Annotated in this window: 11 protein-coding genes; 9 read left to right on the top strand and 2 right to left on the bottom strand. The window is 65.0% G+C overall.

Annotation, left to right across the window (positions count from 1 at the left end; all coding sequences use genetic code 11):
• The first annotated feature begins 84 nt into the window (after positions 1 to 84).
• Genes IMX18_RS16515 through IMX18_RS16500 form a run of 4 tightly spaced genes read left to right on the top strand, consistent with a single transcriptional unit; the run spans position 85 to position 3,943 of the window.
• The gene (locus IMX18_RS16515) at positions 85 to 1,938 is read left to right on the top strand and encodes a DUF1302 domain-containing protein (RefSeq protein WP_043935454.1); all 1,854 of its coding nucleotides are present in this window, start codon (positions 85 to 87) and stop codon (positions 1,936 to 1,938) included.
• A gap of 22 nt (positions 1,939 to 1,960) precedes the next feature.
• Positions 1,961 to 3,271 (top strand): DUF1329 domain-containing protein, encoded by a 1,311-nt coding sequence (locus tag IMX18_RS16510; RefSeq protein WP_015269473.1) that lies wholly within the window; start codon positions 1,961 to 1,963, stop codon positions 3,269 to 3,271.
• Positions 3,271 to 3,657, top strand: coding sequence for a YidH family protein (locus IMX18_RS16505; RefSeq protein WP_015269474.1), 387 nt, complete (start codon positions 3,271 to 3,273; stop codon positions 3,655 to 3,657). The genes IMX18_RS16510 and IMX18_RS16505 overlap by 1 nt, the downstream gene beginning before the upstream one ends.
• Positions 3,650 to 3,943 carry a DUF202 domain-containing protein gene (locus IMX18_RS16500; protein ID WP_015269475.1) on the top strand — a complete coding sequence of 98 codons (294 nt, stop codon included), beginning with the start codon at positions 3,650 to 3,652 and terminating at the stop codon, positions 3,941 to 3,943. The genes IMX18_RS16505 and IMX18_RS16500 overlap by 8 nt, the downstream gene beginning before the upstream one ends.
• A gap of 82 nt (positions 3,944 to 4,025) precedes the next feature.
• On the opposite strand, the gene IMX18_RS16495 is transcribed toward IMX18_RS16500, so the two are convergent.
• Complete coding sequence (locus tag IMX18_RS16495) at positions 4,026 to 5,987, bottom strand: alkyl/aryl-sulfatase (RefSeq protein ID WP_023663035.1); 1,962 nt, start codon at positions 5,985 to 5,987, stop codon at positions 4,026 to 4,028.
• Positions 5,988 to 6,088: 101 nt separating this feature from the next.
• Complete coding sequence (locus IMX18_RS16490; RefSeq protein ID WP_054573340.1) at positions 6,089 to 7,012, bottom strand: LysR family transcriptional regulator; 924 nt, start codon at positions 7,010 to 7,012, stop codon at positions 6,089 to 6,091.
• 83 nt (positions 7,013 to 7,095) lie between these two features.
• On the opposite strand from IMX18_RS16490, the gene IMX18_RS16485 reads away from it, so the two are divergent.
• Genes IMX18_RS16485 through IMX18_RS16465 form a run of 5 tightly spaced genes read left to right on the top strand, consistent with a single transcriptional unit; the run spans position 7,096 to position 12,933 of the window.
• A complete protein-coding gene (locus IMX18_RS16485) occupies positions 7,096 to 8,334 on the top strand; it encodes a 3-hydroxyacyl-CoA dehydrogenase (RefSeq protein WP_015269478.1) in 1,239 nt (412 codons plus the stop codon).
• Positions 8,331 to 10,106: an acyl-CoA dehydrogenase C-terminal domain-containing protein gene (locus tag IMX18_RS16480; RefSeq protein ID WP_100413409.1), complete on the top strand. Its 1,776-nt coding sequence runs from the start codon at positions 8,331 to 8,333 to the stop codon at positions 10,104 to 10,106. Before IMX18_RS16485 ends, IMX18_RS16480 begins: the two co-directional genes overlap by 4 nt.
• A gap of 30 nt (positions 10,107 to 10,136) precedes the next feature.
• Positions 10,137 to 11,300 (top strand): iron-containing alcohol dehydrogenase, encoded by a 1,164-nt coding sequence (locus tag IMX18_RS16475; protein WP_015269480.1) that lies wholly within the window; start codon positions 10,137 to 10,139, stop codon positions 11,298 to 11,300.
• The gene (locus IMX18_RS16470; protein ID WP_003260181.1) at positions 11,300 to 11,752 is read left to right on the top strand and encodes an acyl-CoA thioesterase; all 453 of its coding nucleotides are present in this window, start codon (positions 11,300 to 11,302) and stop codon (positions 11,750 to 11,752) included. The genes IMX18_RS16475 and IMX18_RS16470 overlap by 1 nt, the downstream gene beginning before the upstream one ends.
• Complete coding sequence (locus IMX18_RS16465) at positions 11,749 to 12,933, top strand: acetyl-CoA C-acyltransferase (protein ID WP_023663031.1); 1,185 nt, start codon at positions 11,749 to 11,751, stop codon at positions 12,931 to 12,933. Before IMX18_RS16470 ends, IMX18_RS16465 begins: the two co-directional genes overlap by 4 nt.
• Positions 12,934 to 13,009 lie beyond the last annotated feature (76 nt).

The following is a 13,009-nucleotide window of genomic DNA, read 5'->3' as shown; positions in this document are numbered from 1 at the left end:
CCCTTTTTACACAAGCCTTTGCGCCGTGTTTCGGCGCTAACTCGCAACTCACTCTCGAATAAACACAATAAGAGGTTAAGAGTGATGGCATTTCGTGCTTCTGGTCTTTCGGGACCGTTGTCGCTGCTTGCGTCGTCTGCACTTTTTTCTGTGCCTGCCCTGGCTGTTCAATTTAATCTGGGAGAGTTTGAAGGACAGTTTGATTCAGCGTTTTCGTTTGGCACCAGCATTTCCACTGCCAACCCGGACCCGGCTTTGCACAATAGTGCAAACAGTGATGACGGCCGCCTGAACTTTGCCTCGGGTGATGTATTTTCGGCAGTGTTCAAAGGTACCCATGATCTGGAGCTCAAACATGCCAACCTGGGTGTGTTCCTGCGTGGCACCTACTGGTACGACACGGCGCTGCGCGACCATGACCAGCGCTTCAAGCAGGTCGAGGACAACAACCGCAAGCGTTCGGCCAAGACCGCAGGTACCCAGCTGCTCGACGCCTTTGGCTACTACCTCTACGACATCGATGGCCAGCCAGGCTCGGCAAGGCTGGGCAAGCAGGTAGTGAACTGGGGCGAGAGCACCTTCATCCAGGGCGGGCTGAACGTCATCAATCCCTTCAACCTGGCGGCGCTGCGCCGCCCAGGTTCCGAGGTGAAGGACGCGCTGGTGCCGGTGAACCTGTTCTACTTCACGCAGAACCTGACCGAGGCGTTGTCGGTCGATGGCTTCTACCAGTTGGACTGGGACCAGACCCAGCTCGACAACTGTGGCACGTTCTTCTCCAACAACGACTTTCTGCCCGATGGTTGCGATGGCCTGGATGTGGGAGCCAGGTTGCTTGGCAACCCGGCTGCCGTGGCCGGCCTTGCACCGTTTGGCGTGAACCTGACCAGCGAAGGCGTGCGCATACCCCGGGGCAGTGACCAGGATGCCCGCGACGGCGGGCAGTGGGGTGTTTCGTTGCGCTGGTACGTGGCGGCGCTGGACACCGAGTTCGGTGCCTACGCAGCCAACTATCACAGCCGCACGCCTTATCTGGGGACGGTCAGCAGCCCTTATTTCGACAACAGCCGCTTCGCCCCCCAGTTGTGCGCCAACCTGGGTATCGGCCCGGCCGGCTGCGCCGGGTTCCTCGGCTCCGCTGCCGGTCAGTCGCTGGTCGGTGCATTGCGCCTGGGTACCTCCCAGTACCGTGTGCAGTACCCCGAGGACATCCGCATGTACGGGTTGTCGTTCGCCACCACCCTGCGCAGCGGTACGGCCCTGCAGGGTGAGCTGAGTTACCGGCCGAATATGCCCATGCAACTCAACGGTACCGACATCATCCAGTCGCTGCTCAACGTCGAGGGGCGTTCGCCTTTGCTGGGCGACGGGCTGCGGCCAGAAAGCGCCAGCACCCTGTTTGACGGCTACCGGCGCAAGGAGGTGACCCAGCTTCAGGTGACCGCCGTACATGCCTTCAGTCAGGTGCTGGGGGCCAACCAGATGCTACTGGTGGGCGAGGCCGGGGCCACCTACGTCGGCGGGCTGGAGGGCGGCGCAGGCCCGCGTTACGGCCGCTCGGGTACCTTCAACAGTGGCGAGCTGGCGGACAACAGCGTCTGCCGGGCGATTTCCAAGACGCCAGAGCACTGTAACGACCAAGGCTTCATGACCCCGTTCTCCTGGGGCTACCGGTTACGCGCGACCTTGACCTACCCCAACGTGATCGCCGGCTTCGACCTGCGGCCGAACCTGTCCTGGTCGCACGATGTGCACGGTACAGGCCCGGTGGAAGGCTCGGCTTTCAGCGAAGGCTCCAAGGCCATGAGCGTCGGGCTGGATGCGACGCTTGCCAGTACCTACAGCCTGAGCCTGTCGTACACCGACTTTATCGATGGCGACTATGGCACCCGTGGTGACCGGGACTTTGTCTCGCTGAGCCTGGGCGTCACCTTCTGAGGGCATGATGATGAATATGCGAATGGTGATGATCGGCCTGTTCTGGGCCAGCGGCGCGCTGGCTGCGACAGGCCTGCCAGACAACCTCACCCCTGTGGGCGCCGAACGCGCGGCCAGCCCGGACGGCCGTATCCCGGCCTGGCAAGGCGGGTTGAGCGTCGCCCAGCAGCGCCTGGGTGACAACGGCACGCCGCTGGATCCGTATGCCGCCGAACAGCCGCTGTACCGGATCACGGCGGCCAACTATCGGCGTTACCAGGGCCAGCTTTCCGACGGCCAGGTAGCCTTGCTCAAGCGCTTCCCGCACACCTTCGAGCTGCCGGTCTACCCCACCCATCGCAGTGTCGCGGTGCCTGCCGGCGTCGCCGCCTCGGCCGCCCGCAATGCAGCGCAGGCGCAGCTGGATGACCAGGGCAACGGCCTGCGCGGGTTCAATGGAGTGATTGCGTTTCCCCGGCCGGACAACGGGCTGGAAGTGATCTGGAACCATCTGACCCGGCACCGCAATGCCAGTTACATTCAGATGTCCGACAGCGTCACACCGTTCAAGAACGGCCGCTTCGTGCTGATGAGCGCGCGCCAGGATGTAGCCCGCCCGGAAGGCCTGGGTGGGCTGGGTGCAGGCAATGTGTTGTATTACTTCACCTACCGCATGACGGCACCATCACGGCTTGCCGGTGATGCCATGGTGGTTCACGAAACCCTTGACCAGGTAGCCGAGCCCCGCTTGTCCTGGGTCTACAGTGCCAGTCAGCGGCGTGTGCGGCGCGCGCCGAACATCGCCTACGACACCACGGGGCCTGGCACCGCAGGCCTGCGTACTGCCGACAGCCGCGACATGTTCAATGGCGCCCCCGACCGTTACCAGTGGAAGCTGCTGGGCAAGCAGGCCCTGCACGTGCCGTACAACAGCTACCGCCTGGCATCGCCCGAGCTGCGCTATGCCGAGCTGATCAGGCCTGGTCATGTCAATCCGGCGCCTACACGCTACGAGCTGCACCGGGTGTGGGTGGTGGAGGCGACGCTGAAGCCCGGCGCACAGCACATCTATGCCAAGCGACGCTTCTATGTGGACGAAGACACCTGGGCCATTCTCGAAACCGACAGCTACGATGCTGGCGGCCATCTGTGGCGTACATCACAGGCCCACAGCTTCTACCACCCAGGCGGCGAGGTGGCGGTCAACGCAATGGAGGTCACCTATGACCTCAAGAGTGGCCGCTACCATGCGTCGGGGCTGATCAACGAGCAACGTCGCCCGTTCGACTTCAATGTTCGCACCAGCCTTTCGTATTTTTCTCCCGGCGCCCTGCGCAGCTTTGGCGTGCGCTGATGGACGCGTTTGAACCACGGCCGGACTGGGCTCGGCGTCTGCTGGGGCAGGGCGAGGCGCCCGACCCTCGCTTCACCTTGGCCAACGAGCGCACGTTCCTGGCCTGGATCCGTACCGCGCTGGCGTTGCTGGGAGGTGGCATTGCCATCGAGACCTTTGCCGGCCAGGCCCTGCAGGCGCCGCTTCGGCTCTGGCTTGTCGGCAGCCTGATGTTGCTGAGCATGTTGCTGAGCGCCGGCGCCTGCCTGCGTTGGCTGCGGGTGGAGCGTGCCTTGCGACAGCGCCGGCCATTGCCGCTGCCGGCGCTGGTGCCGCTGTTGGCACTGGGTTGCCTGATCGCGGCGTTGATGGCCGCTGTCGTGTTGTGGCCGCGCTGGCATGCCTGATCCGGGCTTGCAGGCCGAACGCACCGAACTGGCTTGGCGGCGTACCTGGTTGGCGCTGGTGGCGGTCGCGGGGTTGGCTTTGCGCCAGGGCGACCTGGCGCTGGCGGCAGTAGTCGGCTTCGCAACGCTGACGCTGTTGACCCGCCAGGGACGGCGCTACAGCGAGGGCCTGGCGATGTTGCGGGTCGAGCGCGGTCGGCCTGCGATTCTGCCGGTAGTGGCACTGGGCAGCGCAGTGTGCCTGATGGCGCTGGCAGGGTTGTACCGGTTGGCGAACGGGGGCTGAAACCCCTCCCACAGGTACGATGTGAATCCAGACGCCATTGCGGTACCTGTGAGAGCGGGCTTGCCGGCGAAGATGCCGACGCTCAAGGGGTCACGATGTTGAAACGGGAATCGGCGTTCTCCAGGCCGCCCATGAAACGCAGGAACTTCACCCGCTCACCTTCGATGGAGATCTCGCCCAGCGTGGCCTCCTTGAGGAACCCGGTCTGCTTCAGGGCAATGCGGTCCAATGTCTGTTTGCTCATGCTCACCTGCACATCGGCCTGGGCGTGACGAGCCAGGTCGCGATGGGTGAGCACGCCGTTGCGCAGGGTCAGGGCGTAGTCTTCACCCAGGTCGGTGAAGCGCCAGTTGATGCTCAGGTCGCTCTCCGCCGCCTTGAAGGCATCCACCCGTACCCCAAGGTAATCGAAGAACAGGCTTGGGGTCAGTGCCCGCACCATGTCGTCGGCATTGCCGCCACTGCCGGTGGCGGCGGCTATTCCGCCGCGCAGCTCCTGGGCGCCGCTGAGGTAGGCGTTGCGCCAGGTAGCGTTCTCGCTCTGGTAACCCAGCTGTTCCAGCGCATCGGCCTGCAGTTCGCGCGCTGCGGTATTGCCCGGTTCGGCGAATACCAGATGGTTCACCAACTGCGCGACCCAGCGGTAGTCACCTTCGGCAAAGGCTTGGCGTGCCTGGGCCAGCACCTGATCGGCGCCACCCATTGCCGCCACGTAGCGCTTGCCGGCAGCTTGCGGCGGCAGTGGGTCGAGGTTGGCCGGGTTGCCATCGTAAAAGCCCATGTAGCGTTGGTAGACCGCACGTACGTTATGGCTGAGCGAGCCATAGTAGTCGCGGCTGTACCACTTGCTGGCCAGGCGCGGCGGGAGGTTGGCCAGGCTCTGGGCGATTTCCATTGGTGTCTGGCCCTGGTTGATCAGGCGCAAGGTCTGGCTATCGATGAAGGCATACATGTCGCGCTGGTCGGCCAGGTACTCGCGGATTGCCGGCCCGCCCCAGGTCGGCCAGTGATGCTGGGCGAACACTACCTCGGCCTGGTCGCCGTAACGCAACAGCGATTGGTCCAGGTAGTGCGCCCAGACTTTCGGGTCGCGTACCAGCGCACCGCGCAGGGTCAGCACATTGTGCTGCACGTGGGTGGCGTTCTCGGCCATGCACAGAGCCTTGAGCCCAGGGAAGTAGATGTTCATCTCCGCTGGCGCTTCGGTGCCAGGGGTCAACTGGAACTCTACCTCCACGCCGCTGAGGGTCATGCGTTGCAGCGGCTGGCTGATTTCCAGCGTCGGCGCTATCAGGCTGACGGTGGCGTTGGCCGGCACCCCTTTGCCCAGCCCGGCATCCACCTGGCCGCGTGGCCCGCGGGGCAGGGGGGCACCGTACATGTACTGGGCGCGGCGCTTCATGGCCGGGCCGGCCAGCACGTTTTCGCCGATGGCATGCTCGAAGAAGCCTTCGGGTGCAATGACCTGGACCTTGCCGGCCTTTACGTCCGCCTCGTCGATCACCCCGCGCGCGCCACCGAAATGGTCGATGTGCGGGTGGGTGTAGATCAGCGTGGTCACCGGCTTGCGCGGGCGGTGCCGAAAATACAGTTCAAGGCCGGCCCTGGCGGTTTCGACGGCCAGCAGCGGATCGAGCACGATCAGCCCGTCCTGGCCTTCAACGATGGTCATGTTGGCCAAGTCCAGGCCGCGGACCTGGTAGATGCCTTCGGTGACCTTGAACAGGCCGGCGATGGTGTTCAGCTGGGCGATGCGCCACAGGCTCGGGTTTACCGTGGCCGGGGCCTGCGTCGGGTCGAGAAAACGATACTGGCCCAGGTCCCACACAGTCTTGCCATCGGCGGTCGCGACCGGCCCGTCGAAGCGTTCAAGCAGCCCGCGCCGGGCCGCTTCGAAATCCCCGTGGTCATCGAACGGCAGGCGTTGCAGCCATTGCTGGTTGCTGGCCTGGGTGGCCGGGGTGGCATCCTTTGCCGCCGTAGTGGCCAGGCTCGGGAGGGGCGCCAGCAGGGCGAGCGCCAGCATCGACAGTGGGAAGCGCATGGTGTGTCCTTGTTGTTATGGTGGCGGACCACTGTAGGGGACGGGTTCGGGCACCAGCCAATACCAGAGCGGCATGGTTGCCATCGCATTTGCTGATGGGCTCAGGCAGGCGGAAGCTCCATGATCTGCTCCACCAGCCAGGCCAGGGCGGGGTCGTGCCGACGATGGGTCAGGTGCACCAGTTCCAGCTCGAACGGCTCCAGGGCGAAGGGCAGTTCGTGCACCGCCAAGGGCAGCAACTTGGCGAACTGCTGCGCAAGTTGCCGCGGCAGCACCACGCACATCTCGGTGGCGGCGGCCAGATGCGCTGCTTGAAGGTAGTTGGGGGTGGTGTAGGCAATTTTCCGGGTCAGGCCTTGTTCGGCCAGCCATTGGTCGACCATGCCGCGGGTCTGGCCACCGTGTACCCAGATGTGCCGCAAACCAAGAAACGCCTGAAGATCCAGTGCCTGGTCCGGCGCCAGTTGCGGATGCTTCTGGCGCAGCGCGACTTGCAGGGTTTCACGCCTCCAGGGGCGGCGGCTGAAACGTGCCGGCACCTCATCGAAGCGCCCCAGCACCAGGTCGAGGTCGCCGCGGTCCAGCGCTTCGGCCGGCAGGTTGGGAGCCAGGTGCACTACATCGATGCGCAAGTGCGGGGCCAGTACCTGCAGGCGTGCCAGCAGCGGTGGCATGCACAACTGTTCGACGAAGTCGGTGAGGGCGATGCGCAGTTGACGGTGGCTGCGCCGTGGCTCGAAGGCATCGCCAGTGGCCAGGGTCTGCTCGATTTGTTGCAGCGCCGCTCGAATCGGCCCTTCCAGCGCCAACGCCCGTGGCGTAGGGCGCATGCGCCGGCCCACACGAACCAGCAGCGGGTCGCCCAGCTGGTCGCGCAACCGCGCCAGGGCGTTGCTGACAGTGGGCTGGGTCAGGGCCAGGCGTTCAGCCGCCCGTGAGACGTTCTGCTCGCGCAGCAACATGTCGAAGACCCGCAGCAGGTTCAGATCGAAGTTGGAAATATTCATGGGCAGAATATATGGCATACGAAATTGAAATTTCAAAAATACCTGCGGCCTGCTTAGGGTGATGCCTGTCCTCATCCCTACAACAAGCAGGAGCGTTGCGCGTGAATACCCCCTTTGCGATCAACCAGGTGGCCGTGATAGGCGCAGGTACCATGGGCCGCGGCATTGTCATCAGCCTCGCCAGTGCCGGGCTGTCGGTGCTGTGGCTCGACAGCAACGCATCAGCCCTGGACGCTGGCCTGAGCATGGTCAGCCAGGCCTGGACCCAGCAGGTGGAGAAGCAGCGTGTCACCCAGGCCGAGGCTGAAGCCTGCCTGGCGCGAGTGCAGGCGGTGGATGGCTACGCCGCGCTGGCCCAGGCCGATCTGGTGATCGAGGCAGTGTATGAAAGCCTTGAACTCAAACAGGAAATCTTCCGGGCCCTGGACCAGCACCTCAAACCGGAGGCGATCCTGGCCAGCAATACCTCGGCGCTGGACATCGACGCGATCGCGGCGGTGACCCGGCGACCGTCGCACGTACTGGGCCTGCATTTCTTCAGCCCCGCGCATGTCATGAAGCTGCTCGAGATAGTGCGCGGCGCGCACACCGACCAGGCGGTGCTCCATACCGCCCTGGCGCTGGGCGAGCGCCTGGGCAAGGTGGCGGTAGTGGCCGGCAACTGCCCCGGTTTCATCGGCAACCGCATGCTGCGCAGTTATGTGGCCGAAGCGCGCAAGTTGCTGCTCGAAGGCGCGCTGCCGCACCAGGTGGATGCGGTGCTGCAACAGTTCGGTTTTGCCATGGGCCCGTTCCGCATGTACGACGTGGTCGGTATCGACCTGGAATGGCGTGCCCGCCAGCTGGCCAGGCAGGGCATGCACGATCCGCTGGTGCAAGTGGATAATGCGCTGTGTGATCTGGGGCGGCTGGGTCAGAAGACAGGGAAGGGCTATTACCGTTATGCACCTGGCAGCCGCCAGGCCGAGCATGACCCCGAGGTCGACGCCCTGGTGCTCAAGATTTCCAACGACCTGGGTTACCGACGCCGGGGCATCAGCGCCGAGGAAATCGTCGAGCGCTGCCTGCTGGCGCTGGTCAACGAGGGCGCGAAGATTCTGCAGGAAGGCATCGCTGCCAGCAGCGCCGACATCGACCGGGTGTGGCTCAACGGCTATGGCTTCCCTGCGGCCACAGGTGGCCCGATGCGCTGGGCCGATGACCAGGGTGCAGCATTCGTCCTGGCTCGGCTGGAATACCTGCAAAGCGTACTGGGCGAGCACTGGCGCCCGGCCGCTCTGCTCTGCACGCTGGTGGCCAACGGCAAGCGTTTCGAGCAGCAGGCGGAGGTTCAGGCATGAACTACCAGGCTCCCTTGCGCGACATGCGCTTCGTGCTGCATGAGCTGTTCGACGTTGCCGCCCATTGTCAGCAGCTGGGTATCGAACTGGACCGCGACACACTCGACGGCATACTGGAAGAGGCCGCGCGCTTTACCGGCGAGGTAGTCGCTCCGCTCAACCGCAACAGTGACGAGCAGGGCTGCCAGTTGGCTGATGGGGAGGTCATCACGCCCGATGGTTTCCGCGACGCCTACCGGCAATACGTGGCCCATGGCTGGGCCAGCATGACCGGGCCGCAGGCTTACGGCGGTCAGGGCCTGCCGCAAATGGCCTCGGCCAGCTTCCACGAAATGCTGATGGCCGCGTCGTTGTCGTTCCGCATCTACTCCGGCCTCACCGAAGGTGCCGTGCTGGCTTTGCATCGCCATGGCAGCCCGGCGTTGCAGCAGTCCTATCTGGCGCGCATGGTCAGTGGCGAGTGGGCCGGCACCATGTGCCTCACCGAGCCGCAGGCCGGCACCGACCTGGCCTTGCTGCGCACCCGCGCCCAGCCGCAGGTCGACGGTTCCTATCGCATCACAGGCAGCAAGATCTTCATCAGTGGCGGCGAACAGGACCTGACCGACAATATCGTTCATCTGGTACTTGCACGCCTGCCCGATGCGCCGGCCGGGGTGCGGGGCATCAGCCTGTTCCTGGTGCCCAAGCTGCTGCCGGGTGGCGAACGCAACGCGTTGGGCTGTGGCGCGCTGGAGCACAAGATGGGCATCAAGGGCGCCTCGACTTGCGTGATGAATTTCGACGGTGCCCAGGGATGGCTGGTAGGCGAGGCCAACCAAGGCCTGGCGTGCATGTTTACCATGATGAACGACGCCCGTTTCCAAGTCGGCCTGCAGGGGCTGGGCATTGCCGAAGCGGCCTTCCAGGGGGGGCTGGCCTATGCACGCGAGCGCTTGCAATCGCGCGCGCTGACCGGCCCGGCGGCGGCGGACAGGCCGGCCGATCCGATCATCGTCCACCCGGATGTGCGACGCATGCTGCTGACCCAGAAAACCCTTACCGAGGGCTGCCGAATGCTGGCCATCTATACCGCCCGGCAGCTCGACCTGGAGCACGCAGCGCCTGGCGATCAGGCACGCAAGGGCGCAACCCGGCGGGCGGCACTGCTGATCCCGATCGTCAAGGCGTTTTTCACCGATGTCGGGCAGGAGGTCGCCAGCCTTGGCGTGCAGCTATATGGCGGACACGGCTATATCCGCGAGTGGGGCATGGAGCAGTTGATGCGCGACAGCCGCATCACCCAGCTCTATGAAGGCACCAACGGCATCCAGGCTCTCGACCTGGTGCGCCGCAAGCTGCTGGGCGACGGCGGGGCCGAGCTGAACTTGCTGGTCGATGAACTGGCCCTGCATGTCGAGGCGGCTGGTGTCGGTGGTGGTCTGCATGCCATGGCGACAGCGGTCGGGCAGCGCCTGGAGGAATGGCGTGTGCTGGCAGGCCATGTAGTCGAGGCTTGCCAGCGTGACCCTCAGGAAATGGGCGCGGTCTCGGTGGACTTCCTGGCCTACTCGGCCTATGTGCTGCTCGCAGCGTTGTGGCTGCAGGCGGCCGTGCGTGCCGAGACGGCGCTGGCTGGCGGCAGTGCCGAAACGGATTTCTACCGGGCCAAGCTGCACGCGGCGCAGTTCTACTGGCGACGCGTCCTGCCCCGCGCCACCGCGCACCGCGAAGCCCTGCTGGGCGGTGCAGATTGCCTCATGGCACTGCCAGCGAGCGACTTCGCCTTCTGACGCAGGGCCAACGACGACAAGGAGAGCCAGATGCAGCCTTTCAGCTTTGCCACTACCGGGCAGATCCTCTGCGAAGCGGGCGCAGTGCAGCGCCTTGCCACTCTGTGCCGCGAGCGCGGCGCACGGCGCGTGCTGATCGTCAGTGACCCCGGTATCGCCCGCCTGGGCATGCTCGATGATCTGCTACCGGGATTCACGACGGCCAAGGTCGGCGTGGCGATCTTCAGCGAGGTTACCGCCGACCCCAGCGAAGCTTGTGTACTGGCAGCCACCCAGCGGGCCCGGCATATCGGTGCCGACCTGGTGGTGGGCTTTGGCGGCGGCAGTTCGATGGATGTTGCCAAGCTGGTCGCGCTGCTGGCCCACAGCGACTGCAACCAGCCGCTTGCCGAACTGTATGGCATGGACAAGGCCAAGGGCCGACGCCTGCCGTTGATCCAGGTGCCGACCACGGCCGGCACTGGTTCGGAGGTGACGCCGATCGCCATCGTCACCACCGGCGCCACCAGCAAGATGGGCATCGTCTCGCCGCTGCTGCTGCCGGACCTGGCGGTACTCGATGCCGTCTGCACGCTCGGCCTGCCCCCGGCGGTAACCGCCGCGACCGGTATCGATGCCATGGTGCATGCCATCGAAGCCTATACCAGCCGTCTCAAGCGCAACCCGCTGTCGAGCCTGCTGGCGCGCGAGGCGCTGCGGCTGCTGGCGGAAAACCTGGATCAGGCCGTGCACAATGGCGGCAATCTGGATGCGCGTCAGGCCATGCTGCTGGGCGCCTGCCTGGCCGGCCAGGCGTTTGCCAATGCCCCGGTGGCGGCGGTGCACGCGCTGGCTTACCCGTTGGGTGGGCACTTCCACATTCCCCATGGCCTGTCCAATGCATTGGTGTTGCCGCATGTGCTGCGTTTCAACCTGCCCGTGACGGTGACGGACTATGCCCAGCTGGCGGTGCCCCTGTTGGGCGCACGGTTGCAGCCTGGCGACCTGCACCGGCAGGCTGATCAGTTCGTCGAGGAACTGGCCGCGCTGGGCGCCCGCTGCGGTTTGCCTGGGCGGCTGCGTGATGCCGATGTTCCGCGCCTTCGCCTGCCGCAACTGGCAGAAGATGCCATGCAACAGCAGCGCCTGCTGGTCAACAACCCGCGTGAAGTCACCCAGGCCGATGCACTGGCCATCTACGAGGCTGCCTACTGATGAGCGTGCATCGGCAACGTGACTACTACCGGCACTACACGCCAATCGCCACCCGCTGGCATGACAATGACGCCTACGGGCACGTGAACAACGTGGTCTATTACGGCTTTTTCGACAGCGCCGTGAACCGCCTGCTGATCGAGCAGGGCGGACTGGATATCCACCATGGCGCGGTGATTGCGCTGGTGGTCAGTTCGGCCTGCGACTACCAGTCGCCTGTAGCGTTTCCGCAGGGCATCGAGGTGGGCTTGGCGGTAAGCCGGCTGGGCAACACCTCGGTGCAGTACCAGTTGGCCGTATTCATCCAGGGCCAATCCCTGGCTTGCGCCACCGGACGCTTCGTCCATGTATTCGTCGACCGGCAGGGCCGACGCCCGGTCCCGGTGCCTGCCCGCTTGCGGCAGGTGTTGAGCGAACTGCAGCCTTTACTCCCCGAGGAATTTCGACCATGAAAGACGCCGTGATCGTAGCCACTGCCCGCACACCCATCGGCAAAGCCATGCGTGGCGCCTTCAACGACCTGAAAACCCCCAGCATGACTGCCGTCGCCATTCGGGCAGCCGTCGAGCGGGCTGGTATCGAGCCGGCGCAGGTGGAGGATCTGGTGCTGGGTACCGCCATGCAGAGTGGTACCGCCGCGATCAACCCTGGCCGACTGTCGGCGCTGGCTGCCGGCTTGCCGCAATCGGTCAGCGGGCAGACCCTCGACCGCCAGTGTGCGTCGGGCCTGATGGCCATCGCTACAGCGGCCAAGCAGATCATTGTCGATGGTATGCAGGTGACCATCGGCGCCGGCCAGGAGCAGATCAGCCTGGTCCAGCAGGTGCACAACCAGCTGGCCAGCGAGGCCTATGACCCTGCCGTGCTGCGAATGAGCGAACACGCCTACATGCCGATGCTGCAAACCGCCGAGTTTGTCGCCCGCCGCTATGGCATCAGCCGGGAAGCGCAGGACGCCTACGCCTTGCAGTCGCAGCAACGCACTGCAGCGGCGCAGGCGGCGGGGTTGTTTGCCGATGAAATCGTGCCCGTCTCGGCACGCAGGAAGGTTGTCGACAAGCTGTCCGGTGCGGTGAGCCATGAGGAAGTCTGCCTCAGTCAGGACGAAGGAAACCGGCCGGCGACCACCCTGGCAGACCTGCAAGGGCTGAAGCCAGTTGTCGAAGGCGGCTGCGTGACGGCCGGCAATGCCAGCCAGCTGTCTGATGGCGCCAGTGCCTGCGTGCTGATGGAAGGCGCACTGGCCGCAAGGTCGGGCAAGGCGCCGCTGGGGCTGTATCGTGGTATCGCCGTGGCCGGACTGGCTCCTGAGGAAATGGGTATCGGCCCGGTGCTGGCGGTGCCCAGGTTGCTGCACCAGCACGGCCTGAACGTGGACGACATCGGTCTGTGGGAGCTGAACGAAGCGTTCGCCTGCCAGGTACTGTACTGTGCCCAGCGTTTGCAGATAGACCCTGCGAAGCTGAACGTCAATGGCGGTGCCATTGCCATCGGCCACCCCTACGGCATGAGCGGTGCACGGATGGTCGGGCATGCGCTTCTGGAGGGCAGGCGGCGCGGGGTGAAGTACGTGGTGGTGACCATGTGTGTTGGCGGCGGGATGGGCGCGGCAGGGCTGTTCGAAGTGCTGTAGGGCATCCGTCAGGCCAGCCCCGGCGCCTGCGGCTGGCCGCGGGGTGGCCTGCAAGTCAGAACGGCGGCTCGTTCGG

Origin of the sequence: Pseudomonas shirazica, assembly GCF_015168335.1 — a bacterium.
GTDB classification, from domain to species: Bacteria; Pseudomonadota; Gammaproteobacteria; order Pseudomonadales; family Pseudomonadaceae; genus Aquipseudomonas; species Aquipseudomonas asiatica.
This window is presented reverse-complemented; position numbering and strand designations above follow the sequence as displayed.

What these genes read in the sequence shown, in the direction of transcription:
- IMX18_RS16515 (WP_043935454.1), top strand. Translation starts at nt 85, where the DNA reads ATGGCATTTCGTGCTTCTGGTCTTTCGGGACCGTTGTCGCTGCTTGCG.
- IMX18_RS16510 (WP_015269473.1), top strand. Translation starts at nt 1,961, where the DNA reads ATGGTGATGATCGGCCTGTTCTGGGCCAGCGGCGCGCTGGCTGCGACA.
- IMX18_RS16505 (WP_015269474.1), top strand. Translation starts at nt 3,271, where the DNA reads ATGGACGCGTTTGAACCACGGCCGGACTGGGCTCGGCGTCTGCTGGGG.
- IMX18_RS16500 (WP_015269475.1), top strand. Translation starts at nt 3,650, where the DNA reads ATGCCTGATCCGGGCTTGCAGGCCGAACGCACCGAACTGGCTTGGCGG.
- IMX18_RS16495 (WP_023663035.1), bottom strand. Translation starts at nt 5,987, where the DNA reads ATGCGCTTCCCACTGTCGATGCTGGCGCTCGCCCTGCTGGCGCCCCTC.
- IMX18_RS16490 (WP_054573340.1), bottom strand. Translation starts at nt 7,012, where the DNA reads ATGCCATATATTCTGCCCATGAATATTTCCAACTTCGATCTGAACCTG.
- IMX18_RS16480 (WP_100413409.1), top strand. Translation starts at nt 8,331, where the DNA reads ATGAACTACCAGGCTCCCTTGCGCGACATGCGCTTCGTGCTGCATGAG.
- IMX18_RS16475 (WP_015269480.1), top strand. Translation starts at nt 10,137, where the DNA reads ATGCAGCCTTTCAGCTTTGCCACTACCGGGCAGATCCTCTGCGAAGCG.
- IMX18_RS16470 (WP_003260181.1), top strand. Translation starts at nt 11,300, where the DNA reads ATGAGCGTGCATCGGCAACGTGACTACTACCGGCACTACACGCCAATC.
- IMX18_RS16465 (WP_023663031.1), top strand. Translation starts at nt 11,749, where the DNA reads ATGAAAGACGCCGTGATCGTAGCCACTGCCCGCACACCCATCGGCAAA.